We start from the raw sequence: 26629 nt of genomic DNA on the forward strand, positions 1-26629 counted from the left end.
ACACAATATTCAATAATTTAATCAAAAGAATGGTAAAAGCAGATAATATTTGTCAAAAGGAGATCATATGTAACTAACTGCTTACCTCAAAAAATATTTAATTAATTTTTGGTTACTGAGGCAAAAAATACCTGTCTCCCTTTTGGTAGCAGTTTATTTTTACCTGAAAGTTGCATTTCGCCTTTTAAACGAATGTCGGTGCTTGACGCTCCTACTTTAATTTCGTAGGCTTCACTCTCTACAATCCATTGACTGTTTTTGTATTGTGCCATTTGCTCTGGCGAAACATTGAAAGTCACTTTCTTTGATTCTCCTGCTTTCAAAGACACTCTTTCAAATCCTTTTAACTGAATCGGTTTTAAAGTCGAAGCTGCATTTTTTGGAGAAACATACAGTTGCGTAATTTCGGTTCCGTCCACTTTTCCTGTGTTTTTTAGTGTAAACGAAACTGAAAAAGTTTCATTGGAATTGCTAACATTTGATTTCATTTTCAAATCACTGTACTCATATTTTGTATACGATAATCCGTAACCAAAAGGATAATGCACCAACTCTTTTTCGGGATACCCATTTTTATAATCGATCTCTACATTTTTCTCTGTTTTAGGGTAAGTAACACATAATTTCCCCGATGGATTTACGGTTCCCAACAGAATGTCTGCAATTGCGTTTCCAGCTTCTTCCCCCGGAAACCATCCTTGAATGACTGCAGCGCATTGATCCGAAAAATTACTGATTACTTCTTGACGTCCACTCAACATGATCAACACAACTGGCTTACCTGTAGCTAGTAATTTTTGTACAAATGCTTCTTGCTCCCCTGGTAAACGAATTCCTTTTCTATTTCGTCCTTCGCCGTTTAAGTATAAATTTTCTCCCATTACTGCAATGATAACATCGCTATCTTTCGAAATTTCTAATGCCCTTTGTAAGTTTGGTTTTTCCAAATCTTTAACGGTCAATAATTTTAATTTGTCTAGTCGGCTGTCTCCTGCTCCACTTTTGTCGATTTTGATTTCGAGATCATCATTCCAATCGCAACCACGTTCGTAAGCAATTTGTACTTTTTTTCCAATCTTACTTTCCAAACCTTCTTTGATAGTCACCAACTTTGGATTATTCGAATCAAAAGCTGATTGTTTCCAAAAGGCTTGCATTCCTTGATAGGTATAATCACCCAACAAACCATAAACCGTTGCCGCATTTGGTCCGACTAATGCAATTTTTTTTACCGATTTCTTCAAAGGTAAAACCCCTTTGTTTTCTAATAAAACGATCGATTCACTAGCCGTTTGATACGCTAATTTTCTGTTTTCTGCTGTGTCTAAATCCAAATCTCCGTCTTTACCAATAATTGGATTTTTGTCCAATAAACCCAGTTTGGCTTTCATAATCAAAGCACGTTTGACAGCGGTATTTATTTTTGCTTCTGTTGTTAATCCTTGTTTGAGTGCTTCTCCCAATTTAGGAAATGTTGATGGCGAAGACAATTCTACATCCATCCCTGCATTCAAGGACATTGCTCCTGCTGTTAACGAATCGGTAGCTACTTTGTATTTTTTGAACAGCAAATTAATCGCTCCATAATCACTCACTACCAAGCCGTCAAATCCAACTTCTTTGCGTAGAATTTGATCCAACATTTGTGGACTAGCTGCTACGGGAACGCCTTTGTATTCTCCATAAGACGGCATTACGCTTTTGGCACCTGCAATTTTCATACACGCTTCATGCGGCATCAAATATTCTTCGTATAACTCTTTTGGATCGTCATTATTGGTTCCGTAGCCAACAAAATGCTTCACGGTTGCGGCAACTCCTGTTTTAAAATCGTTCCCTTGCAATCCTTGTACAAAAGCAACGCCCAAACGAGAAGTCAAATACGAATCTTCGCCATAACTCTCTTGGTGGCGGTTCCAATGTGCAGTTCGACTTAAATCCAACATCGGCGAAAGTGCCAAAGTAGCGCCCACCGCTCTCATATTTACTGCTGTAGAATGGGTGTTTTTTTCGACCAATTCGGGATTCCAAGTACAACCAACACCAATTTGCTGTGGGAAAGTCGTAGCGCCTTGGGTCGCAAAACCCGTAATAGCTTCTTCATGAAAAATTGCTGGAATTTTCAAACGTGTTTCTGTCATTAAATAATGCTGTACTTGTCGCACTAGATCTCTCATTTTTTCTGGTTCTAATGCCTGTCCAGCCGCAAATTGACAAAACTGCCCTATTCCGTTCGGAATGTGTTTTCGGCATTTCTCCAAAGAAACTTTTCCGTCTTCTAAGATTTCCTCCAAACGAGTTCCCATGATTTGAGCCAGTTTCTCTTCCATAGTCATATCGACCATCAAAGCATCCACTTGCTTTTCGATTTCGGGAGTTGAATAAGGTTTCACTTGGGCTTGTAGATTCCCGCAAACATATAAAACGGACAGGACAAGGATTTTTCTAAAAGACATACTTTTTATTTAATAATTTTAAATTCAAACTGTTTATTTCAAAACTAAAACCGCTTCTTGTGGTACTGCAGCTCCCAAACGAGTGCTCAATGCTCCTGGTGAAGCGTTCCCAACAACCACTTGGTATTTACCTTTTCTCCAAACACTATTTCCAGCTTCGTTGATTACTTTCAATTTGTCTGGTTCAATAGTAAAGTTCACCGTTTTTGTTTCTCCTTTTTTCAAAGAGATACGCTCAAAAGCTTTTAAACTTTTAATCGGAATTCCACCTGAAACTTCCATTGGATTAATGTACAATTGTACTACTTCATCAATGTCATAAGCTCCTGTGTTTGAAACGGCAACTTGTAACGTCAAAGTTTGTTTTTCTTTTAAAGTTGTACTGCTTATATTTAATTTATCGAAAGTTGTTTTCGAATAGGTCAATCCAAATCCAAATGGATACATTGGCTCTTCTGTCATGTACTTGTAGGTACGGCCTTTCATCGAATAATCTTCGTATGCTGGCAATTGTTTGATGTTTTTAGGGAACGTCAATGGCAAATGTCCTGAAGGTGAAATGTCGCCAAAAAGTACGTCTGCAACAGCATTACCGCCTTGTTCACCTGGGTACCAAATTTGTACCACAGCATCACATAATTCCTCAATTCCTTCCAATGAAACTGGACTTCCGCTGGCAACTACCAAAACTAATGGCTTTCCTTTGATCTTCGTTGCAATTTCTTTTACATAATCAATTTGACTTTGTGGCAGCTTCAAATCATTTTTATCACCTACATTTTCGGCAGCAATCGCGTCAACTTCTTCTCCTTCTCTATCGGCTGTTAAACCCACCACGCAAATCGTCACATCTGATTCACCTGCTTCAAAAGGAGCCCAGTTTTTTGGGTTAATATTTTTATGAAAAGGCAAAACACCACTTCTATAATTCAAAGATGAACTTGGAGAAACTGCATCTGCAATCCCTTCTAAAATTGTCACCATTCCCGAAGTCACTCCGTAATAGCTTCCCATCAACATATCATTCGAATTAGCGAAAGGACCTGTTACATAAGGGATTTTAATCTCTTTTGACAAGGGTAAAATATTGTTTTTATTTTTCAATAATACAATCGATTTTTGCGCTACTTCTCTCGCCAAAGCAATGTGTTCAGGACTATGAATTTTATCCAAACCATAATTCAAATACGGATTATCTGTCCCAGACTCGTCAAACATTCCTAATCTAAAACGAGTTTTGAAAAGTTGCACCGTTCTTTCATGAATAATTTTTTCTGTGATAAAACCTTCTTGAATCGCTTTTTTCAATTGATCGTAAGTCGTTCCACATTCCAAATTGGTTCCTGCTTTCAAAGAAACTGCTGCCGCTTCTGCCGCCGTTGCTACATATTTTAATTTACCCGAAACACCGCCAACAGCACCACAATCTGAGGTTACGTAACCATCAAATTTCCATTTGTCTCTCAAAGTTTCTTTCAATAAAAAATCACTTGCGCAAGCTGGTTTTCCGTATACGGCGTTGTATGCCGCCATTACACCTTCGACCTTTGCTTCTTTTACCAAAGATTCAAAAGCTGGCAAATAGGTTTCGTATAAATCTTGTTTTGAAGGTTCTGCATTAAATACGTGTCTAATGACTTCTGGACCAGAATGTACCGCAAAATGTTTGGCACAAGCGGCAGTTTTCAAATATTTAGGATCATTTCCTTGCAATCCCTTTACAAAAGCAACTCCAATTCGAGACGTCAAATATGGGTCTTCACCATAGGTCTCTTGACCACGTCCCCAACGTGGATCTCTAAAAATATTGATATTGGGTGTCCAAAAAGTTAGTCCAGAATATTTACTGTGGTTCCCGTTTTTTTGAGAAATACTGTATTTTGCACGTGCTTCTGTAGAAATTGCCGAAGCTACTCTTTCTGCTAAAACAGGATCGAAAGTCGCACCCAAAGCAATAGCTTGCGGAAAAATAGTTGCTTTACCGTTTCTACCAATTCCGTGAAGTGCTTCGTTCCACCAATCATAATCGGGCACTTTCAAACGTGGAATCGCTGCAGCACCATTTTTCAACTGATTAATTTTTTCTTCCGTTGTCATTTGGGATACCAAAATTTCGGCTCTTTTCTCAATTGGTAAATTATTGTTTTGAAAAGAAAAATCCACTTGCTGTGCATTCGTACTCATCGTCATTAAAACCACTGAGGCAATGCTTATTTTTTTGTATAAATTACTTTTTATCATTTGTTGTATTTATTATAATCTCTATCGTAGGTTTGAATCTACCAATCTTTATTTCTAATTAAATTTTACAAGAATTCAAATTTAACGAATTCATATATAAAACTAGTTTCAAATATTGAATTTTTCGAAAAAATAAAACTACCTATAATTTATGTCTCATAGGTAGTCTACTTTTAAGCTATCAATTTGAATGTTTTCTCTCAAAAGAGGAATGATTTACTACTATTTTTTCACTTTCAACGGATCAACTTTTCCAATACCATTTACTGGTGCATCATGTTCTGTCTTGTACATATCAAATCGTGGTAAAATATCTTTTAATTCTTTATACTCCGTTTGATAGGTTTTTGAAGTTTCACTTCCCTCTTTTATTTTAGGAAAACTGATTAAATCGGCTGGATATTTTGCTACATCATAAATCGTCCCTTGACCATCAATCAAAACATCTTTACTTCTGATCAACTGTTTCTCATTATGAAAAGTATAAATCCATTTGCGGTGTTCTGGTTTGGAAGTTGTCAAAAACGGAATTAAACTCTCTCCATTTAGTTCATAATTATCAGGTAATTTCACTCCCGTAATCTCTGCAATAGTTGGTAAAATATCCGTTACATCTACCAAGGCATCTTGCGCTCCTTTTTTGGTCATTTTCAAACAAGGTGCATATATCAACATAGGTATGTGTGGGCCACGTTGTGAAACCGTGCTTCCTTTTCCGTAACCACTTGTTCCATTATCGGCACAAAAAATCAAAATAGTATTGTCTTCAATTCCTAATTGCTTCAATTTTTGAACATACTGCCATAACTGATAATCCAAATATTTCACGTGATTGTGTATTCCACCTTCAGTAACTGTTCCGTGAGTGTCATAATTTCCTTTGTCTCCCGTAACATTTGGATTGGTACGAACATATTTTCCGTTTTTCCATTCTACAATAGGAGTTCCTGGCCACTTTTGTCTGGTTTCAGGATTGATATCACTGTTTAAGAAATCCCAACCGTCATGCCCCAAATGGCTTGTATGATAGATAAAAAAGGGCTTATCCTCTTTTTTCTTGCGTTCCATAAAATCAAGAATAAAATTCAGCTCCACATCAGGACCATAGGTGTTTAAACCATAAGAAGCTTTGGATTCTGGCGTGTTTGGCCAATACTCAAACTTCTTCTTTGAATTGGGATAATTCATTAACTCAACATTAGGTTTCCAGTACCAGCCTCCTTGTGCGTAATAGTCTACTTGACCTCCTGTATCTTCATTTATAAGTACGGGCTTGCCATTTATTTTTTGGGATACAATTTTGAAATCAGAATAAGGATTTCCCTTGTCATTTACTCCGGGAGTAAAACAGCCTTCGTCAAATCCAAACTTTTCTACTCCATCGATTTGTGTTTTTCCTGCCCAATAGGTTGCATAGCCACCTGCTTTGGCAATTTTCCCGATCGTGTATGGAGAACTTTCATATAGAGGATAGGTAACGTTTTTACCTTCTTCATTTTTAAACTTTCCTCTATCTTTCAAATGCCACCATTTATGAAGATGGGCATATCTTCCCGTCATCATCGAAGCCCTACTTGGTGAGCAAATGGTTGCTCCCCATGCCGTTTTCATATACAAACCTTCAGTAGCAAGTCTATCCATTACAGGAGTTACCGCTCTAAACTTAGGGTCAGAAGTATCGCCTCCTTGAGGCGCAACACTCCATTTTGACGAATTATATATTGGCAATTCTCTTGCACTAATATCGTCTGCAAAAACGACAATAATATTGGGTTTCTTTTTATTAGAATCCAACTTCTGGCTATTCCCTTGTTGAGAAAATAGTACTGTACCAATAAATAATACGGTTAAAATATTTTTATTCATTCTCTAAAATTTATTACTTGAAACAAAATAATTGGCTTTATAATCAGAGTATAAAATTAGTTGGTTTCTATTTTATAGAACGATAACCTAGGCTTAAAGCATAATACAAATGGTTAATCCTTTCTCTAAAATCACTATTTTACTAGTGAAATTAAAATTCAGTTATAATTGTATTTGTTTTGTAATCATATGCAGTACTAGTAGCGTCTCGAAGCTTTTTTGGCATTTTGTGTAGAGACCTTCCAGTCATCTGTACGGAAACCAGTCACTGGTAATCCGTTAAAATCATACAGATTAATCTCTGGGTTATTTGCCCAACCGTAACGAACAGCCACGGGATTTTTGATATTGCCTGCAGTTACTTCTATTTGATTTTTGCTAATAATTTTTGCCGTAGCCCATTCAAATTTTTGGTCGTCACCTGCAATGGAAAATCCTTTTACAACTTCGTTATCAAATGCGTACAATCCTTTGTCAATATGGTCGAAAGTGATGATGATGGAACCTTGCTTTTTTTCCATAGAAAGATATCTTGGGCTACTCGCTTCCATTTTATAACCATATTCATTTGCTAATGCATGACGAACCAATCTGTTTCCAACCGTTTGCTTGTCTCTATAATGAATATCTCTTTCTTCTCCTAAATCGAAAGTAACAACTTCTCCCGTTTTTGGAATAGAAAGCGATTGTGTTTGTGCTTCGCGGTGTTCTGCCCAATTACTCTCAGAAGGTTGTTCTTTTGCCTCTCCAAAATCGGCTAGTTGTATCCAATAAAACGGAAAATCACCTTGCCCCCATCTTTCTCTCCAACTATTAATTAATAACGGAAATAAGGTTCTCGTTTGAAAAGAACGACCAACATTGCTTTCGCCTTGACACCAAATAGTACCTTTTATTCCGTATCCTAAAATAGGATTGATTACGCCATTAAAAGCATTGGCGGGTCTATTTTGTCCGATACGGATATCTCTTGGCGGAGGCATTTTTTTACCCAGTTTTCCTGCCGCTTCCCAAGCTTCGTACTTTTTGGTCACTTCAACCAATTTTTCGTCGGTAAATTCTTTTACAGCCAAATCCCAGTCTTCTAGTAATTCGGAGTAATCATTGGTTTTCTCCATCGCATCACGAGGAACCCAGGTTTCTAAAGACGAGGATCCCCATGAAGCATTTATTAATCCAATCGGAATTCCTAATGCTTGGTATAATTTGATTCCAAAAAAATAGCCTGGAGCAGAAAATTCGGGAATACTTTTTGGCGTACATGCGTACCAAGTGGTATCTGCGATAGTTGTTTGAAGTTCTGGCGTTGCTACCAATGGAACACTGAATAATCGAATATTAGGATAATTGGCAGCCGCTAATTCTACCTCTGAATGATTAGAATTAACAACACTCCACTGCATATTAGATTGTCCCGCACAAACCCATACTTCACCAATTAAAACGTCTTTGAAAGTGATTTTATTTTTGCCTTGCACTGTTAAAACATAGGGTCCACCTGCTTGCATAGGTGCTAATTTCACTTTCCAGTTTCCATTTTCGTCTGTGGTGGTTTTATGTTTTTGCCCATTGATTACAACAGTTACTTTTTCGCCTACACCTGCCTTACCCCAAATAGGATTTTGCTGATTGCGTTGCAAAACCATGTGATTACTAAATATAGAAGGTAGTTTCACTTCGGCCTTTACCGTACAAAATGAAAGTAAAAGTAAAAGAACGGAAATGGAGTTTAATGATAGTTTCATAGTACTAAAAAATAATTATTGAAGAATAAAATTCTTTTTGTGAATAGAAAATGCGGGGTCATTGTATTGCTTGGCTTGTTTCAGCAATTCTGTTTGCAATTTCTCAGCCGTTTTTTTGTATGCAGGATCCGTATAGAAATTGATGTCTTCGTTTGGATTTTTTTCTAAATCTATCAGCCAAGGTTTGTCTTTGTCTGAAACTACCAATTTATAACGTTGGGTTACGGCAGTCATCCAGCTTTGATTGGCACTTGTAAAATAAGTAATTCGATCATCAATCACTTCTTTCTTAGCCGAGGTGAAATCAGCTGAAGCATCGATTCCGTCGGTGTTTTTGATTTGTGGCGCTCCCATCAATCCCAAAATTGTAGGTGTAAAATCGACAGTTGTCAAGGCTTTTCGAATCACTTTTCCAGCTTTCACTTTATTTGGATAGCGCAAAACAAAAGGAATTTTAGCCGAAGCTTCATAGGGGTTTCCTTTGTTGTGTTTATGATGTTCTCCCATCAAATCACCGTGATCGGAAGTAAATACAACAATGGTATTTTTGGTTAAATTATTTTTATCTAAAAAATCAAGAATGCGACCTACGTTGTCGTCAATACATTTTACCATTCCAAAGTAACGTTGCATTTCGCCTTGCACCAATCCGCTAACTGCTCGTTCCTCAGAAAGGCCAGCCCAACTTGGCATTTGTTCCAACGGAGTCAGCATGGTTTTAGGTTTTTCGAACTTTAAATCTTTATACATCGTGTCATAAGGAGGGCGAACCGTATTTGGCGTGTGCGGATCAGGAATAGAAACCATCAAACAAAAAGGCTTGTTTTTGTCTCTTTCTAGAATTTCTAATGTTTTGGTAGCCAAGAAATCGGTGGTATAATTTTCTGCCGTTATTGTTTTTAGGTCTACAAATTGCTGTTCGGTTTTGGCATTGTACTTACCGTAAACATCTGGATTTCCTTCTTTCATATCCAACGCTTTCCAGTGTCCACGGTTGAACATATACCGATTGTCATCAAAACCAAACTGTCGTTTAGGCGAAAATTCAGGTTTTCCATCGCCATTCAAATGCCATTTTCCCAAATAAGAGGTTGCATATCCTTGCTTTCTCAACACTTCTGCAAAGGTAATCACCTCTTCTTTCATCGGGATATCATTTCGATAAGAACCCGTTGCAATAGGATATTTACCCGAAACCAAAGAGGCTCTTGACGGAGTGCAAACTGGTGAGGAAGCGTAGAAATTATTACAAATAGAGCCTTCATTGGCCAATCGATCAATATTGGGTGTGTCTACTTTAATTCCTTTTCCCCAAACAAAAGCTTGGTCTTCTGCCAAAATATCACGGTAGCAACCTAGGGTTCTGAAATTGTGTTCATCGGTATGAATAATTATCAGATTGGGTTTTTGATTTTGTGCATTTGAAAGCAAAGGAAAAAGGACAATGCTTAATAATATTTTTGAAAATTTCATAATTATACCTTTTTAGTTTTTGAGATTTAGTTTATAATCGTGTGCACCAGGAGCAAAGTTGCTTCTATATACTTCAGTTCCAATTGCGTTAGTATTTTTCCCAAAATTATCTCCTCCCCAATTTACCTCAGCTCTCCCGTCACCAATTACAATATCAAGTAATTTCTTTTTTAATTTTTCAGCAACCTTTTGATAATTTGGATCAAAAGCAAGGTTGTTAATTTCATCTGGATCTTTTGCCGTGTAATACAACGCTGGATCCAATTCTTTGTATGTCGCTTTCATAGCCCAATCCATATTTTCTCCTCTTTTCGAATTTGGACGAGTTGCTACAGAAAACATATACTCCTTTGTCCTAATATATGCTCTTGGACCAATACTATGGTGACTCTCACCTATTACATAATCACGAGCTGGAATTTTACCAGACGCTATTTTTTCTAAGTCCAATCCATCTAAATACTTGAACTCGCTTTTCTGAATATTGGCACCTGCAGCATTCAAAATAGTGGGAGCAATATCTACAAATTCAGTATAATCAGTAACTACCTTACCCGCAGGGAATTTTTTCTTATCGGAAGAGACAACAATAATTGGGTTGTGACTGTCTATTTCCCAAGGTGTATTTTTAGCTATCGATCCATGTTCATTTAATTTCCAACCGTGATCCCCACAAACATAAACAATCATCCAAGGTTGCTTATTTTTCTTACTATACTCAATAAAAGCATCAACAGATTGACCAATCAAATTATCTCCATAAGCACAAAAAGCATAATAATCTTGCACCATTTTTTGCTTTTCTACTTCTGTAAAACCATCAGAATAACTGCCATTCACTCGCTTTTGGAAAGCTTTTGCCATTTTCTTATATTCTTCATCTGTCAATTTAGGAATAGAGTAATTGTGTTTTTGAAAACGCTTACGATAGCTATCAGGAGGCAAAACTGGTGTATGAGGAAAATCATATCCAATGTGAGCAAATAATGGTTGTGAATTATTAACTCCATTAAAACTAGCGCTCCCAACATTAAATTTTTTATTCTCATTTTTTAAAAAATCTATAAAACTTGAAGTATAATAACCATCACGGGTTTTACCTTCGGGCTGTGGACTAACCCCTCCTATTATTCCTGGACCAAATACAGTTTGTTTCTCTTTTTTCTTCGTGTTATATTCATAAAAAAGATTATACTTTTCGTATGCTTCTTTTGCCATTCCAGCAAATTGTGGATTATCTTTCTCTAACTTTTCTGATACATAATAAAATGTTCCATCCTTATCTTTAAGAAAAGTGATATTTTTCATTGGCTTCACCAATTTTTTACCATTTATTTCTGTTACAACAGATTGTTTCCCCCATTCTGGTAAACCTTCATTTTCAATTATTTTTGAATCAATATCCGTTTGATAGATGGAATAATTCATTGACTTATCGTTTTTAAGCGTTCTAATTCGAACACCCAATTTCCCTACGTGCATGGTTTGATATCCTAATTTAGCCATTTGTTCTGGTAACAAAGGATATGAATTATCTGTGTTATTATTGAAATACTCAAACTGATAAACACCAGAACGAAAAGGATACCTTCCCGAATGCATAGATGCACGTGAAGGAGCACAACCTTGCGCTTGACAATAGGTGTTGATAAAGGTAGTTCCCATTTCAGCCAAACGATCTACATTTGGAGATTCTACATAGCCTAATTTACTTTCCTTCTTCCCTGTCAACATTTTATTAAATGTTGAAATAGCATCTAAACGCTGATCATCCGTTAAGACCCAAAGTACATTTGGTTGTTGCTGTTGTGCAAAACCGAACTTAATTCCTGTTACTAAAAGTAACAATACTAAAATTGCTTTATTATTCATTTTAATATTTATTTAATTTTATTTGTCTTATTGTTCTTATTGTTTTTATTGTTTGAAAATCACATCCCAATCATCAGTACAAAAAGCAGAAGCCGGAAGAGATGCTGTATTAAACAAACATCCTTCGACATAACTTTCCCAAGCGTAGCGAACAGAGACGGGCTGACTAATTTTGTCGCTCCACACTTCTAGAATTTTACCGGCTTTGGTGATTTTGGCTTGGGCAGGTTGAAAAATGTGATCACTGCCCGCTATTTCGAAATATTTTAGCGATTTTCCTAAGCTAGTAATTCCAGACGGCGCATTGTCAAATGAAATTTGGGCTTTGTTCCCTTCAATAGTCATGGATTTGTAAATAGGTCCTGAGTGTAAAATTCCTTCTACACCATAGGTTTTTGCCAGTGCCCATAAGGCTAGACGTTGTCCTACTTCTTTTTTTCGTGGCGGATGAATACGAGATGCATCTCCAACATCATTAATCACCGTCATACCCGTATTTGGAATAGTCAACATCGTTTTGAGTTGCGCTTGTTGTAATTTTACCCAGTTTTCGCCTTGATTTCCATAAGGTGCTAATTGTACAAAATAAAACGGAAAATCTCCCTGTTTCCAGTTGTCTCTCCAACTTTTTATCATCGCTGGAAACAATCTCGAATACTGTTCTGGGGCTGATTTATTTCCTTCTCCTTGGTACCAAATTGCCCCTTTGATCGTAAATGGAATCAAAGGATGAATCATACCGTTGTACAAAGCACTAGCTGATTGTGTGGTTTGTTTTTCGGTCCAATCTTTCTTGAATTCCGGAAAATCGGATGCTATAATTTCTTTGGGTGTCCATGCTTGTCCGGGTGTACCGCCAACATTACTGGAAATTAAACCAATGGGAATATTCAAAAACTGCTGTAATCGTTGCCCAAAATAATAACCAACGGCACTAAACTCTGCTGCCGTCTTTGGTTGTGAAAGTTCCCAATTTCCTTTACAATTATCAATTGGCGTATCACTAACGGAATTGCCAACCGTAAAAAAGCGCAAGTTTGGATTGGTACTATTCAAAATAGCGTCATTGCTCCCTTCCAAATGTTGTCCTGGACCACCATCAAGTGTCATGGCCATATTGGATTGTCCGGTGCAAATCCAGACTTCACCAATTAAAATATCGTCAAAAACTATTTTGGTTTTCCCTTCGATAATCATAGTATGAGGGCCACCCGCTTGCATTGGATTCAGTTTTATTTTCCAATCTCCTTTTTTGTCTGCGGTCGTTTCGTGCTTTTGACCAGCAATCGTAAGAGTGATTTTTTCACCATTCGAAGCGGTACCCCAAACAAGATTTTGCTGTTCCCTTTGCAACACCATATGGCTCCCAAAAAGGTTGGGCAGTTTGACTTGCGCATTTACAACCATGGCATGGCTGCACAAGAATAATACAAAATATAAAAAGTAATTTTGTTTGCTACTAGATTTCATCTGTTATTTATTTTTACGTTTACCTATTATTGCATTCATTAACTGAAGCATGAAAAATTCTTTTGCATAGATCTAATCAATCATAACATCCTCAATCTCCCAATTTCCATAAGAAGCATTTACAGTTGGTTGCAATGCAATTTGCATCAAGCGATTTTTTACCTTTTGAAATTGTGACAAATTAATGGTGTAACTTTTAAATTTGGAATCGTTTTTCGATATCGGAATCTCTACCCATTGTTGCTTTTTCCAATCAACTTGTCCTGTTCCATTTGCCCAAAAATTATTTTCTTTCTCATCACGAGAAAATACAGCTAGTTTAAGCGTTGTAGCAGTACTATTGTTTTTAATATTGATTGTTATTTTCGAACAATTTTTAGAACTGGTATAAAGCCAAGGTGCACTTTGAACCATTGCATTTTTGGAAGAAAGAGTTCCAATTAACTTACCGTCTTTGAAAGAAGTGGTGGTTCCATTAACAGCTGACCAACCCATCGTACTATTTTTAAACTCAAATGGTCTTCCTGGTGAAGGATACATTCTATCGTCTTTTGGAACAATGATGGTTTCGTCTGCATTAAAGTTTACTGGTTTTAAACTAGCGCCACGGTAAAAAGCACTGATATCATGATTTTCTTGCAGCACATATTTTTGTCCTTTCCAATCAAAAAAACTGGTATGTCCACCTTCTAAGAAAGCACCTTTAAAATCGTAAGGACCATATAAATTACGAGACATGGCATATCTGCTTCCATACACCAAATAATACCATCCATTTCGTTTGAATAAAGTAGATTTGTCGTCTGTACTTACTATTTGTCCTTTAGAATCTTGTACAATAATCTTTTTTGGTTCGGTTGTCAAAGATTTCATGTCTTTGGACAAAGTCGCCATATAATAGGTATTCACACCAAAACAAATGGTATACACATCATCTTCAATATAAATTTCGGGATCATAAGGGTGCACAGGTACAATCCCTTTTGGCAACAATGGCTTTCCTAATAAATCCTTGTATTCCCCAGTAATGCTATTGGCAACCATGACTCCGGTATCTGTATTTCTATTCGAAAAAAACCAGTAGTATTTCCCGTCCCTTTCGGTAACATCACCTGCCCAACAATTGGGTTGATTGCCAATATAGGTTTGCGAAGGTAAAATTTCACGTTGCTTTTTCCAGTTGACCAAATCACCAGTAGACCAAACTTCCCAGCGATCCATTCGAAAAGAACCTTTCCCTTCCCAAGATTCATCGTGACCACAAATCACATACACAGAATCATTTTGTACCCACGCATGAGGATCTGCCATTCCGTGCTCCGGTGCAATGACATCTACTTTGATGGGTTTTGACTCGTCTAAAATATTTTTCTTATTTTGAGCACACGACAAAAGCACAAGTGAAAAAAGTAAAATTGCGATACTATCTTTAATAGCAATCTTAATATTTTTTTTTGATACTGTAATTTCTAAATAAGTCATAGTTATTTGGTTTGTTTAATTCTCAAATTTAAGTAAATTTAAATCATAAGAATTCAAATATAAAATTAGTTCCAAATCTTAACTAGACAAACTATTTAGTATATTTACCGTAAAAGTAACCGTTACAATTGCGTTACAATTACTAACAAACCACTGTAAACCAAGCAATAACTCAAATAATGAATTCCTATTTTGAAAAACACGAAATTGAAAATGCCTTTGAAAAAATCAAGAATGATGAGTTATTTAAACGTTCTAGCTTATTAACTAAAATTTTACGGTACCTAATTGACCAAGCTTTGAGCGGAAATGATGTTAAGGAACAAACAATTGGTATCGATGTCTTAAAAGAGAAGTACGAAACGGATCAAAACGATAGTAAGGTCAGAGTATACATTTTTAATCTCAGAAAAAAATTAGTGGAGTACAATGCTAATTCGGGTAAAGATGAAGCTATTGTTTTTCATATCGAAAAGGGACAATACAATTTAGCTTTCAATAAAAAAGAGGTTCCACCACAAATAAAATTATCTAAAAAATATTACAACATTCGTTTATCATTAAAATCTATTGTACTCTTTGGGGGGATTTTTATTCTTGGATTATTTACTTTTTTAATTATAAAATGGAATAAACCTACCAACATATGGAATTCTTTTACTGAAAACAATTCAACTTTGTGTGTCATTGCAGATAAGTTTGTTGTGGCAAACATATCCAAGGAAGATCGTCATTTTGCGTTGTATCATGATGTTAATACAATAGAGCAATTTGAACTATATAAAAAAGTGCATCCTAAAAAAAATCTTAAAGAGGCGAGATTTACTATGATGAGTAAAATGGCTCCTTTTGGAATTCATTATTTAGATCTATGGTTCAACAAATTCAATAGTACTTTTAACTTAAAATTAGAAACTGAAGTCCAATATGAAGACTATGCCATCAACAATGTAATTTATATTGGTCAATATAAAACGATGACCACAAGTAAGTCACTATTTTTAAAGAATAGCAATCGCTTTACCCCACAATTAAATGGATTTACTTATCAAGATGCAAAAGAGGTAAAAGAATACAAATCTAAACTACTAGATGTTGATTTTAAAGAATATGTAATGGTATCCTACCAAAGATTGAAAAATGGCAAGCATACTTTATTTGTAGTTTCCAACCATGATATTGGAGTAATAGGAGCTTTAAAGCTTTTTACAAATACTGATTCTTTGAACAAATTCTTAGAAAAACTTCCGGAACCTAACAGTTATTTCAATGCTTTATTTGAAGTTAATGGTTTAAAAAGAAATGAAATAGACACTAAACTGGTACATATTGAAATCATGCCATAATCTACTGTCACTCTTCAAAAATATCGCTATTTCAGGAAGGGACAAAACCAAGGAACCTATTTTAGTATATACAAGATTCTGGTTTGTTTTTTATATAATATGCCTTATAATTTTTTGCTTTAGGATCTTTACAACCGCATAAATCTAAAACTTTTAAATTTTTAAAATCAACTGGGTGGCTTTCTGCCTGTAAAGAAATATAGCCTTCACTCAAAATGTTGCCACTTTTAGAACCCCATATTTGTTTATTAATCCCCCATTTTTTCCAATTTTCACCTCCATAATACTTGTTTTTATCTAAACTCCCTATTTGAGGCTTTTTAAACTTTAAAACAGTGTCATTTTCAACTATAAAAGTAATAGACTCTCCTCCTAACACAATGGCTTCTGCATGCACCCATTGGTCTCCATAATACGTTTTGGAACTTGATGAGATACAGTGCTTATAGTTAATAGTATCTCCCATAACAATAACAGTCCCTGGTGTACATACATTTGCTGTTGGCCTTGCCACATTTTCTTCTAGGCCTCCTAAAAGTTGAAGTTCTATAGAAACAGGAAATTGTTGGTCAAACTCATTACTTTTGGCTGATTGAGAATGTAACATGACACCACTATTTCTAATATTTGAAATTGCTCCTCCCTTTGTTTGTTCTCCTGTAAATCTATAATCAAAGATTAATTTGTAGTATGAAAAAGGTTTGTCGTAATATAAATGACCATAATTATTACTAAAATTATCATACTCATTATACTTAATTCTTAGTATCGAATCTTCAACAACAAAGGTGTTTTTATAGTTTTCATTAAGCTCTTGACCGGTAAATTTAATATCCCATCCGGTTAAATCTTTTTTGTTAAATAATTCTACCCACTCCTCAACAGTTGCTGTATCATTGACAATTAATTTCTTTGATTTACAACTTAAGATAAGCACTGTAATTAGTACTAAAAATAGTCTAGTATAATTCATTTTCATAAAAAAAGTATTTAAAGAAATCCAAGATCTATTTTTCTAAATTATTTTTTTCTAAGTGATTTTTGGCGTGTTGCTTGAAGCTCTTTCTCTTCCTTGATTACGTGTTCTGCATGTGGATCTACCCAACCTGGTGCCATGTTCTTGGCGTCCCATGCTGTGTATTCTTTTTCCAATTTTGCAATTATAGCGGGATTTTTGTCTGCGATATCGTAACGCTCTAGCGCATCTTTTTTGAGATCAAATAATAAGGTTTTGTTTTTATATGCGCTTTTGTACAATTTGTAATCTCCTTTTCGAACAGCATATTCGAAACCACCAACCGAGCGCCAGAAAAGTAAATCATTTGGTTTTCCGCTATTTTTCCCTGTGATGTAAGGCAATAAACTTGTTCCGTCCAATTGTTTTTCTTTCTTGAAATCAACTCCAGCGGCATCTAAGAACGTTGGAAACAAATCCAAAGATGATATTACATTTTCATATTTTTGGTTGGCTTTCAAACCGTTTGGCCAAGTGATGAAAAAGGGAACTTTGATTCCGCCCTCAAACAACATTCCTTTGTGACCACGATTTGGGCGATTGTCTGCCAACTCGGTTCTACCACCATTATCACTTAAAAAAACGATAATAGTATTGTCTTTCATTTTATTGGCAATCAAGGTCGAATCAATTCTACGTACGCCATTATCAACTCCGTTTACCATTGCAGCATACACGCTACGCCCACCAAATTCAATATGTTTGGTGTTTTCTAAATATTGTTTTGTCGCATGATCTGGTGCGTGAGGTGCATTGTAAGCTAAATAAATAAAGAATGGTTTTTTGTCTTTTTGATTGATGAATTTGATTGTTTCATTTGTAAAGTCATCGGTCAAATAGGTCAATTCATTTTCAGGAACTTTTACACCATTGCGATAAATCGTTTGAATCTCATTTTTGGCTTCTCCCCAATAGTTCATTGCTCCACCAGGAAAACCAAACCAATAATCAAACCCTTGGTTGTTTGGATAAAGAGAGGGATGATCTCCCAAATGCCATTTTCCGATCGCACTTGTTCTATATCCTTGCTCCTTTAAAGCCTCTGGAATCATTTTCTCTGACAAAGGCGTTCCTACCGTTGGGTTATTCAAACCATCTTCTGCAATGTTACAGTCGTGACCAAAACGGGCTTGGTAACGCCCTGTAATTAATCCCGCACGGGAAGGACTACAATACGGATGCGACACATAACCGTTAGAAAAAATCACTCCTTCTTTGGCTATTCGATCTAAATTGGGTGTTGGAATATCTGTGGCTCCATTAAAACCAACATCAGCCCAACCTTGATCATCTGTTAAAACAACAATGATATTTGGCTTTTGATTGCTTTGTTTCTGCGCATACATATTGACTGTAAAAACAGCACTGCATGCAAATAAAGAGGCAACTAGAAAATGTGATTTTGACATAATTTTTTATTTTGAACTAATATAAAAGGAATAACTATAGGTGTTTGGTTTAACTAAAAACTGAGGGTGAGATTCTGCTCTTTTCGACCAAGTATCATCTCCTCCAACTCCCATTTGAATTAAATCAACATTAACTGTAAATACATTTCTTTCGATCAATTCATTAGTATGTTTGGCTTCTTGTAAATTCATTGTAGCATATGGCTGAACACTAAAATTAAGTAGTTTATCCCCTTGATTTACCATGAATCCTTTACCTGCTTTATTTACTAATTGAAACCATCTTGTGTCTGTGCGATTACCATAATCTTCTACGTAAATATAGGATTGGTCCAGAGTATTCACCTTACCAGAATACAAGCCTACTTTTGACCCGACGTTTCTATCTTGATAATTTTCGAAAGGCCCTTTTCCAAAATAAGTAAGGTTTGCCAATTGATTATTGGTATCAAACTGCATCCCAATTTTAGGAACATTTGGCGCTTTAGTATCAATTGATACGGTGTAATCTACTTTTAGTTTTCCGTTTCCTTGAATAGTGTAGGTTAATGTTAAGTCCGATTTTGGATTGGCAATAGCACCTTTTACCGTTACCACGACATTCTTATCATCGTTAGTATTTACTTTTACATTTTGTACTTCAAAACGTTCTCCTGCTTTCATCCAGTCCAATTCCGATTTCAATTTCTTGGCATTACGATAGGCTTCATCATTTTCAGTTTCCGCTCTCCAAAAATTTGGCTTTAATGGACTTGCCAATACTTCTACTCCATTGGTATTTAATTTGGTTACGAAACCTGATTTTTTATTCACAACCACTTCAATCGATTTGTTTTGAACAACCACTTCTAGAGCCGTTTCTTTGGTATCTAAAGAAAATGCTTTTACTTCTTTATCCGATTCGTTTTTCTTAGGATTATTAATTTCGAATTGCTCTTCGAAAACAACATAGCCTTTCGACTCCCAAACTGTATTGTTTTTTAGTTTTCCTTGAATGGTAATAAAGTATTCTGCACCTTCTTTGAATTTTATGTTCTTGAAATTAACAGCAAATGCTTCCGTAGCAAACGGTTTGGTATTCAAGCTTGGAATCGTTCCAACTTGAATTGATTGTCCATTTTCGGTAATAGTCCAAACCAAATCATATTGAGATAAATCGACAGCATGATGACGGTTCAAAATAGTGAAATTCCCTTTTGAAGCATCTGTTGCTGAAATCACCACAGGTTGATTTACATATTTACATTCGAAAGTAGCTGGTTTTGGTTTTCTATCGGCAGTAATAATTCCGTTTATGCAAAAACTACCAGAATTGGGTGTATCTCCAAAATCGCCACCATAGGCAAAAAATTCTTTACCGTTTTTGTCTTTCTTTACTACACCTTGATCAATCCAGTCCCAAATATAACCTCCCAAAGCTCTGTCATTTTTATAAATCACATCCCAATATTCTTTCATATTTCCAGTTGAATTCCCCATTGAGTGTGCGTATTCACACATCACCACTGGTCGAGTATCAAAACTGGTTTGATCCATTAAATCCTGCAATTCCTGAGGTGTCGGGTACATTCTACTCAACATATCAACCCATTTTGGATCTGTAGGATTGGCCATTTTTGAATTAAACTTCTTTTGGTAACGAGGATCTGTATGGTCTCCTTGTGCTCCTTCATAATGTACGTAGCGTGTTGGGTCAAATTCCTTAATCCAAGCCGACATAGCAGCATGGTTTGGTCCCATCCCCGATTCGTTACCTAACGACCAAATCACCACCGACGGATGATTTACATCGCGTTGTACCATTTTAATCGCTCTTTCTAAATAAGCCGCTGCCCAAAGAGGTTGGTTGGCTAATTTTCCTCGAATACCATGAGATTCTAGATTGGCTTCGTCCATAACATAGATTCCGTATTGGTCACACAAATCATAAAAATAAGGATCGTTTGGATAATGCGAAGTACGAACGGCATTAAAATTAAACTGCTTCAACAATTGCACATCTTTTTCCATATCGGCTCTAGAAACCGCTTTACCATTGATCATATTATGGTCGTGACGGTTCACTCCAATCATTTTTACTGGATTTCCATTCACCAAAAAACGACCTCTGCCATCAATTTTAACTTCTCTAAAACCTACTTTGGTACTGGTAAACTGTATCGCATTCCCTTTGTCATCTTGAACAGAAAATAACAAGGTGTACAAGTATGGATCTTCTGCAGACCATTTCCGAGGTGATTTTACCTCTGTTTCGATCATAGCAAAATTTACATTGTCTCTTTGTGGATAATTTTCCCCAAAATATTCTTTTAATTTGATTGTTTTTTTACCGCCTACAACTTGCCCGTTTGCATCTAATAATTGTGTCGATAAAGTCCAGTCATCAACCGTAGTGTGCAACGGATCGTCGCCAAAATGTCCTACTTTCTCAATGTACTTATTGACAATATTAGCTTCAAACGTTGGACGAATTTGCAACGTAGCATTTTCATATTTATCATCAAGGTCTGTTCGAACAACAAAATTAGACAGTCTCACTTTTGGCACTGCTTGCAAGAACACTTCACGCTCTATTCCGCTCATACGCCAATGATCTTGTGCTTCCAAATAGCTACCGTCTGACCAGCGGTACACTTTTACGGCAATTTTATTTTGTCCCTTTTTCAAATGTTTGGTAATATCAAATTCAGATGGCAAACGAGTGTCTTCGCTATAGCCTACAAATTCTCCATTTACCCAAACGTAAAAAGCAGAAGAAACCCCTCCAAAATGTAGAATCACATCCTTGTCTTTCCAAGTATCATTCATTTCGAAAGATTTCACATAATGGCCAACAGGATTATCGTTGTGATTGATAAACGGAAAATCACTAAAAAATGGATAAGTCGAATTCGTATAAATCGGAATTCCGTACCCACGCATTTCCCAGTTCGAAGGCACATCAATGGTTTTCCATGAAGAAGTATTAAAATTTAACTCTTGAAAAGTTGTTGAAGCATCAGCGGGTTTTGGTACCCAATTGAACTTCCAATCACCATTCAATGATTTGAACCAAACTGATTTTTCTCTAAGATTTTGCTTAGCCAAAGCTTCATTTTCATACGAATAGAATGTAGCTCTCGCTTCGAGTTTATTAATATGATTCACAGCGGGATTTTCCCAATCATTTTGTTGCGCAAACAACCCAACACTTAAAAATAGGACTACTAAAAGGATTTTCGTTTTCAATGGTTTTAATTTTAGTTATAATGTTTTATAAATTGGGGAAATATCCAAAGGATCTTCCATTTCTTTTTGTACTTTGAGTAAATCTTGGAACAAAGCCCTCACTTTACTTTTGTTCGCAGGAAGTCCAGCGATATCGTTCATTTCTTCTGGGTCTTTGTTCAAGTCGAATAACAATACTTTATTGATTTTTGGATAGACCAATAATTTGTATCCATCTTTTCGAATCATACGTTGCAAATCTAGATAAGCTCCGTAAATTTCTTTGTAATGACTTTTTTTGGTTTTACCAGTTGCCAAATCTAAGAAACTATGAAAATCAATATAACTTGGTTTTACCGCTCCAGCCAATTCCAATGACGTTGCCATAGCATCTTGAAGGTAAATATCTTCGTCTATTCTTTTATTTTTAGGAATGTTTGGCCCTACCACCACAAAAGGAGCTCGGATACTATGATCAAACAAACTCTGTTTTCCTATTAAACCGTGTCGTCCCATTGCCAAACCGTGATCGGCGGTAAAAATGATATAGGTATTGTCCATTTTTCCCGATTTTTTCAAGGCATCAAGTATAAGTCCTATTTGCTCATCGGCATAAGTAATGCTTGCATAATACTCTTGCATATGTGTTTTAATCGCAAATTCGGTTCTTGGAAAAGGAGCTAACGCTTCGTCTCTTAAACTTGGTCCATTACCAATTGCGTCTTTAAAAGGATATTCTGGTAAATAACTTTTCGGAATCGTTAATTTGTTTAAAGGATATTTTTCTTGGTATTCCTTTGGTGCTTGGCGTGGATCGTGTGGTGCGCTAAATGCCAAATACATAAAGAAAGGATCTTTTTTGGTTTTTGCTTGATCAATAAACGCAATCGCATCGTCTTTTAAAACAACACTCCAGTGCGTTCCACCTTTCCAATGTCCTCCTTTTAAAGTATCGTAAGGCAACCACGAATGGTCGTTTTTACTCTCTGGACGGCTGTAACCGTTAGGCATCAACGCTCTAGCATTGGCTCCGGGTATTTTGGAAATCGAATCAAATTGACGAACCATTTTCCCATGTTCCCAAGCGTCTGCTGGCATTCCGCCACGAACATCTTTGGTGTGTGTAAATACTTTTCCAACAGGAATTTCGACATGCCATTTACCTGTTAAGTACGTTTCGTATCCTTGTTTCTCCATGAGCTTCCCCCACGTTTCGGGTGCTGTATCTGCTTTTTTATTTTTTTCGATAAATTCATTTGCTTTCCATACCGAACAACCCGTAATCAACATCGCTCTCGAAGCAACACAGATGGCACCACTCCAGGAGCCCATATTATAAGCATTTGTAAAAGTGGTTCCGTTTTGAACCAAAGCATCCATACTAGGAGTTTGGATTTCTTTGTTACCAAGTGCGTGAATTGATGTATAAGTTTGATCGTCTGTAAAAATGAAAACGATATTGGGTTTATTACTGATGTTCTTTTGACCAGTTATACTATTTGAGTTTAAAACAAATAACACTGCAAATAAAGTAAAATAGCTAAATCTCATGATATCGTTTTAAATTAAAAAAAGTAATACTCGCCCCTTATGAGTGGACGAGTATTATAATAAACTAACTAAAACTAACATTGCAAAGATTGTTATTAAAAGGCAGCAAAGTAGCTCCAAATGGTTTTATAAGTACTACAAATGTTCAAATTTCGTTATTCTGGCGCTTTTTGACTGAAATTAAATTGTTAATCATTCCTATAATATACAACCACTACATAACAAATATCAAACTATTATCCTTCAATACCAACTTACAAAATGACAAAGCACACTATTTGGTCTCTTTGTTCAGTTAATATCTAGTGGGAATGCATTTATGGTGAATAAATAATCCTATTTTATTGGTAAAACAGAAACTATTTCGTCAGTTTAAATTTCTAAAGGTTCGAAAAACTGATGCTATATTTTGGATTATTTTTCTATAAGTTAAGCTCAAAAACAGGTCCATTCATAGGAATAAAAATCTTTTGTTATAGTTATTAGCACATAACTATCAGTACGCAGACCACTAATATCCTACCTTGCACCTCTAAATAAATTTGTAAAATAATGAAAAAAAAGTTTGTTTTATTTTCTTAATTCCGTTTTTATCAATGGCCCAAATTGATAAAAAATATTTTAAAAAATTAAAAGAGGAAAAAGTTATATCCGATCCTTCTGTCGAATGGAAGAATTTTGGACCAGGAATGTCAGGTTACAATGAAGAGTTTTGGTGCCATCCAACAGATAAAAATGTTATGTTCATGGGCCCTGATATGCATGTCGCTTATGGTTCATGGGATAACGGAAAATCTTGGCAAACCATAAAAGATAGTGATGGTGATGGTAGTGATTTAGAACGCGTTCACGATATTACTTTTTCTACCAAAAATCCAGATTTTGGTTTGGCTTTAGAACGTGCTGGAAAGCTTTTTGAGACAAAAGACAGAGGAAGAACTTGGAAATTAATTTATACCATACCTGGAGAAAAAAAATCAGGAAGCAATGCACATACTAAATTGGCCATCCATCCAACAAATGATGCTATTTGGTTTATTGGAGCAGGAGATTTATGGAATGTAAAAGATAACCACAGATCACTGAAAAATCTTCACGGTAAATATCACGATAGAGCTCAATATGGTTATATTTTAAGAACTAAAAACGGTGGTAAAAGTTGGGATAAAATAGCAAATAATATTAATGAAAAATTAGATGTTGCTCGTATTATCATCAATCCAAGTAAGCCAGATGAAATGATTATTGCTACCAATTTTGGCGTTTTTACAAGTGCTAATGGTGGAGATGATTGGAAAGCCGCAAATAAAGGGCTGCCAAATAAATTACCAAGAGATTTAACTTCCTATTACAATGCAAAAACCAAAGAATTTGTATTATATATGGTGGAACAAACCGTTTATGAACCGAACGGTAAAAGTATTTCTACTAAAGGTGGCGTGTATAAAAGTACAGATAGCGGTAAAAGTTGGAACAACATTACAGGTGATCTTGGTGTGAACTTCAATAAAATAACCTACGGTGCTCACCTGAATAACTATTTTAAAAACATAGGTTTCTTTTTGGGTGTAAATGCCAAAAATTTATATCCTGAACTTCCAGAAAACACTTATTCTGCATTTAATAGAATCGTGGTAAATCCTATCAATAAAGACGAAATTTACCTAGTTGAAAACCAACGTCATGATAAAACTTTTGGACCTGGTGATGCTTGGAAAACGGTTGATGGTGGAAAAACATGGGTGATTTGTGCTCGTGCCGGACAATATTGGTTAACAAATAAGGACAAAAAATACTGGGAAGACAAAGGGAATCCAACTGGTGCCAATGTAGAATTTTCTCATGTTGCTCGTTCGTATGAAGAACTAAGCGAAACTGCATTCGGAAATAGATTATTGGCTATAAATTCTGTTGGTGATGTATTTATTGGAATTGGTCAACAAACACAACGCTCTACAGACCACGGAAAAAGCTGGCAACAAATTGATGATTATGAAACCAAACCAGGTAGCAATGCGTGGGTAGGTCGTGGTGATAGTGATTTACCAGGAAGATTTATGTTGCTAGAAACTGGAAAAAAAGACAGATACTTATTATGTAGTGGTGAACATGGTTTGTGGGAGACTGCAGATCTTGGCGATTATCCAGACAAAGATGCTGTAGCAGTGAAACAAATTGAAGGACAAGTTCACGATCATAGCGGAAATGATGGAGCACATTCCATATCAACTGTTGCGGTGCATCCAAATAATCCGGATATTATTTACTTTATAGCTTGGAGACAAGAACATAGAGGAAAATTAAGAAGAACAATGAATGGCGGAAAAACTTGGGAGGATATTTCAACCATTTTCGAAGGAAAAAATAATTCGTACGAAGGTCTTGCAATGACTTATTCATTGACTATCGACCCAAAAGACCCAAACAACATGTATTTCTGTTCGATTAGAAGAACAATTTCTGAAGTTGGTAATTCGGTAAACGAAAAAGTTTTGACAAAAGGTGGTTTTGGTGTTTACAAATCCACTGATGCAGGTTACACATGGGAACCACATAATAATGGATTACCAGAAAAAGGAAGCGTTAGAAGAATTATTATGGATCCTAAAAACTCCAATGTTCTTTATGCTTGTTTGAACAAGTTTTCAGGAAATGAGCCAGATGGTTTATACGTTTCAACAGATAAAGCCGAAAGTTGGAAAAAAATGAATATCCCATCAGAAATTCAAGGGGTAAACAATTTGTTTATTGATAGAAAGACAAGCGATATGTTCTTGTCTGCAGGGTATCGCAATGGTGATGCTGAAACTGGTGGTGTTTGGAAAAGTACCGATAATGGTAAAAAATGGAGCAAATTCTTTATTGCACCTTATGTATGGCAAACAGAAGTTTCTCCTGCAAATTCCAATATTATTTTGGTAACGGTTCCTGCACAAGTGGGTAATAGAGAAAGCCAATTTAGAAATCCTGGAATTTATTTAACCAAAGACGCTGGAAAAAACTGGTCAAAAATCAATAAAGGCATCGGACAGCCAAATAAAATGGTGGATGTAAAACCAGACCCAGTCAATGAAAATATTATTTGGAGCGCTGCTTGGGGAAGTGGTTGGTTCAAAGCAATGCTAAAAAAATAAGTAGCTTTAATGAGGGCATGGTTTACTACTCTATCCTCATAAGTACTTTCTATAGATTAAACAAAAAAAAACCAAGACTCACATCTTGGTTTTTTTTTTGTTATAACTTCCACCTCTATTTGGTGCTCCATTTTTGAATTAATGCTTCGAAAATGATACGATTTTATCGTTTAAGTAAAATTACTTTATCGGAATCTGAACATTATATGATTGCAAAACGCCTTTATCATCAACGATATCAGCTGCACATAGTATGGCGACTGGTTTTCCTTTTTCGATATACAATTGTGGTCTTTCTAGGTGCTCTAATTTTTGAACTGTGCCGTTTTCCCATTTAATTTCTAGCGTAGAAACCAAAGCGT

Annotated in this window: 15 protein-coding genes; 2 read left to right on the top strand and 13 right to left on the bottom strand. The window is 35.9% G+C overall.

The window, feature by feature from the left end; translation table 11 throughout:
• Positions 1-101 precede the first annotated feature (101 nt).
• The 8 genes from M2326_RS12835 to M2326_RS12870 form a co-directional block, all read right to left on the bottom strand.
• Complete coding sequence (locus tag M2326_RS12835; protein ID WP_264619957.1) at positions 102-2456, bottom strand: glycoside hydrolase family 3 N-terminal domain-containing protein; 2355 nt, start codon at positions 2454-2456, stop codon at positions 102-104.
• 33 nt (positions 2457-2489) lie between these two features.
• On the bottom strand, positions 2490-4697 hold the full coding sequence (locus tag M2326_RS12840) for a glycoside hydrolase family 3 C-terminal domain-containing protein (RefSeq protein WP_264619958.1): 2208 nt from the start codon (positions 4695-4697) through the stop codon (positions 2490-2492).
• A 222-nt stretch (positions 4698-4919) separates the two neighbouring features.
• On the bottom strand, positions 4920-6563 hold the full coding sequence (locus tag M2326_RS12845; RefSeq protein WP_264619959.1) for a sulfatase-like hydrolase/transferase: 1644 nt from the start codon (positions 6561-6563) through the stop codon (positions 4920-4922).
• Positions 6564-6760: 197 nt separating this feature from the next.
• Complete coding sequence (locus tag M2326_RS12850; protein ID WP_264619960.1) at positions 6761-8308, bottom strand: sialate O-acetylesterase; 1548 nt, start codon at positions 8306-8308, stop codon at positions 6761-6763.
• A 15-nt stretch (positions 8309-8323) separates the two neighbouring features.
• Positions 8324-9781 carry a sulfatase family protein gene (locus M2326_RS12855; protein WP_264619961.1) on the bottom strand — a complete coding sequence of 486 codons (1458 nt, stop codon included), beginning with the start codon at positions 9779-9781 and terminating at the stop codon, positions 8324-8326.
• Positions 9782-9793: 12 nt separating this feature from the next.
• Positions 9794-11653, bottom strand: a complete 1860-nt coding sequence (locus M2326_RS12860; RefSeq protein WP_264619962.1) for a sulfatase-like hydrolase/transferase — start codon at positions 11651-11653, stop codon at positions 9794-9796.
• A gap of 45 nt (positions 11654-11698) precedes the next feature.
• Complete coding sequence (locus M2326_RS12865) at positions 11699-13123, bottom strand: sialate O-acetylesterase (protein ID WP_264619963.1); 1425 nt, start codon at positions 13121-13123, stop codon at positions 11699-11701.
• Positions 13124-13195: 72 nt separating this feature from the next.
• Positions 13196-14605 carry a family 43 glycosylhydrolase gene (locus tag M2326_RS12870; RefSeq protein ID WP_264619964.1) on the bottom strand — a complete coding sequence of 470 codons (1410 nt, stop codon included), beginning with the start codon at positions 14603-14605 and terminating at the stop codon, positions 13196-13198.
• A 179-nt stretch (positions 14606-14784) separates the two neighbouring features.
• Between M2326_RS12870 and M2326_RS12875 the strand changes: the two genes are divergently transcribed.
• On the top strand, positions 14785-15951 hold the full coding sequence (locus M2326_RS12875) for a hypothetical protein (protein ID WP_264619965.1): 1167 nt from the start codon (positions 14785-14787) through the stop codon (positions 15949-15951).
• 61 nt (positions 15952-16012) lie between these two features.
• Here the strand turns inward: M2326_RS12875 and M2326_RS12880 are convergent, their stop codons facing one another.
• Genes M2326_RS12880 through M2326_RS12895 form a run of 4 tightly spaced genes read right to left on the bottom strand, consistent with a single transcriptional unit; the run spans position 16013 to position 23133 of the window.
• Positions 16013-16930 carry a 3-keto-disaccharide hydrolase gene (locus tag M2326_RS12880; protein ID WP_264619966.1) on the bottom strand — a complete coding sequence of 306 codons (918 nt, stop codon included), beginning with the start codon at positions 16928-16930 and terminating at the stop codon, positions 16013-16015.
• Between the two features lie 41 nt (positions 16931-16971).
• Positions 16972-18375 (bottom strand): sulfatase-like hydrolase/transferase, encoded by a 1404-nt coding sequence (locus tag M2326_RS12885; RefSeq protein WP_264619967.1) that lies wholly within the window; start codon positions 18373-18375, stop codon positions 16972-16974.
• A 6-nt stretch (positions 18376-18381) separates the two neighbouring features.
• Positions 18382-21603 carry a beta-galactosidase, LacZ type gene (gene lacZ, locus M2326_RS12890; protein WP_264619968.1) on the bottom strand — a complete coding sequence of 1074 codons (3222 nt, stop codon included), beginning with the start codon at positions 21601-21603 and terminating at the stop codon, positions 18382-18384.
• A 15-nt stretch (positions 21604-21618) separates the two neighbouring features.
• On the bottom strand, positions 21619-23133 hold the full coding sequence (locus M2326_RS12895; RefSeq protein WP_264619969.1) for a sulfatase-like hydrolase/transferase: 1515 nt from the start codon (positions 23131-23133) through the stop codon (positions 21619-21621).
• A 596-nt stretch (positions 23134-23729) separates the two neighbouring features.
• Here M2326_RS12895 and M2326_RS12900 point away from each other — a divergent pair.
• On the top strand, positions 23730-26267 hold the full coding sequence (locus M2326_RS12900; RefSeq protein WP_264619970.1) for a VPS10 domain-containing protein: 2538 nt from the start codon (positions 23730-23732) through the stop codon (positions 26265-26267).
• Positions 26268-26447: 180 nt separating this feature from the next.
• Here the strand turns inward: M2326_RS12900 and M2326_RS12905 are convergent, their stop codons facing one another.
• Positions 26448-26624: a hypothetical protein gene (locus tag M2326_RS12905; RefSeq protein ID WP_264619971.1), complete on the bottom strand. Its 177-nt coding sequence runs from the start codon at positions 26622-26624 to the stop codon at positions 26448-26450.
• Positions 26625-26629: the final 5 nt, after the last annotated feature.

Source organism: Flavobacterium psychraerolatum (assembly GCF_025960985.1).
Lineage (GTDB): Bacteria > Bacteroidota > Bacteroidia > Flavobacteriales > Flavobacteriaceae > Flavobacterium.

Excerpts from the sequence above, each read along its gene's own strand:
- M2326_RS12865 (WP_264619963.1), bottom strand. The coding sequence starts at position 13,123 with ATGAAATCTAGTAGCAAACAAAATTACTTTTTATATTTTGTATTATTC.
- M2326_RS12850 (WP_264619960.1), bottom strand. The coding sequence starts at position 8,308 with ATGAAACTATCATTAAACTCCATTTCCGTTCTTTTACTTTTACTTTCA.
- M2326_RS12895 (WP_264619969.1), bottom strand. The coding sequence starts at position 23,133 with ATGAGATTTAGCTATTTTACTTTATTTGCAGTGTTATTTGTTTTAAAC.
- M2326_RS12875 (WP_264619965.1), top strand. The coding sequence starts at position 14,785 with ATGAATTCCTATTTTGAAAAACACGAAATTGAAAATGCCTTTGAAAAA.
- M2326_RS12855 (WP_264619961.1), bottom strand. The coding sequence starts at position 9,781 with ATGAAATTTTCAAAAATATTATTAAGCATTGTCCTTTTTCCTTTGCTT.
- M2326_RS12845 (WP_264619959.1), bottom strand. The coding sequence starts at position 6,563 with ATGAATAAAAATATTTTAACCGTATTATTTATTGGTACAGTACTATTT.
- M2326_RS12840 (WP_264619958.1), bottom strand. The coding sequence starts at position 4,697 with ATGATAAAAAGTAATTTATACAAAAAAATAAGCATTGCCTCAGTGGTT.
- M2326_RS12885 (WP_264619967.1), bottom strand. The coding sequence starts at position 18,375 with ATGTCAAAATCACATTTTCTAGTTGCCTCTTTATTTGCATGCAGTGCT.
- M2326_RS12860 (WP_264619962.1), bottom strand. The coding sequence starts at position 11,653 with ATGAATAATAAAGCAATTTTAGTATTGTTACTTTTAGTAACAGGAATT.
- M2326_RS12900 (WP_264619970.1), top strand. The coding sequence starts at position 23,730 with ATGGCCCAAATTGATAAAAAATATTTTAAAAAATTAAAAGAGGAAAAA.
- M2326_RS12835 (WP_264619957.1), bottom strand. The coding sequence starts at position 2,456 with ATGTCTTTTAGAAAAATCCTTGTCCTGTCCGTTTTATATGTTTGCGGG.
- M2326_RS12870 (WP_264619964.1), bottom strand. The coding sequence starts at position 14,605 with ATGACTTATTTAGAAATTACAGTATCAAAAAAAAATATTAAGATTGCT.
- M2326_RS12880 (WP_264619966.1), bottom strand. The coding sequence starts at position 16,930 with ATGAAAATGAATTATACTAGACTATTTTTAGTACTAATTACAGTGCTT.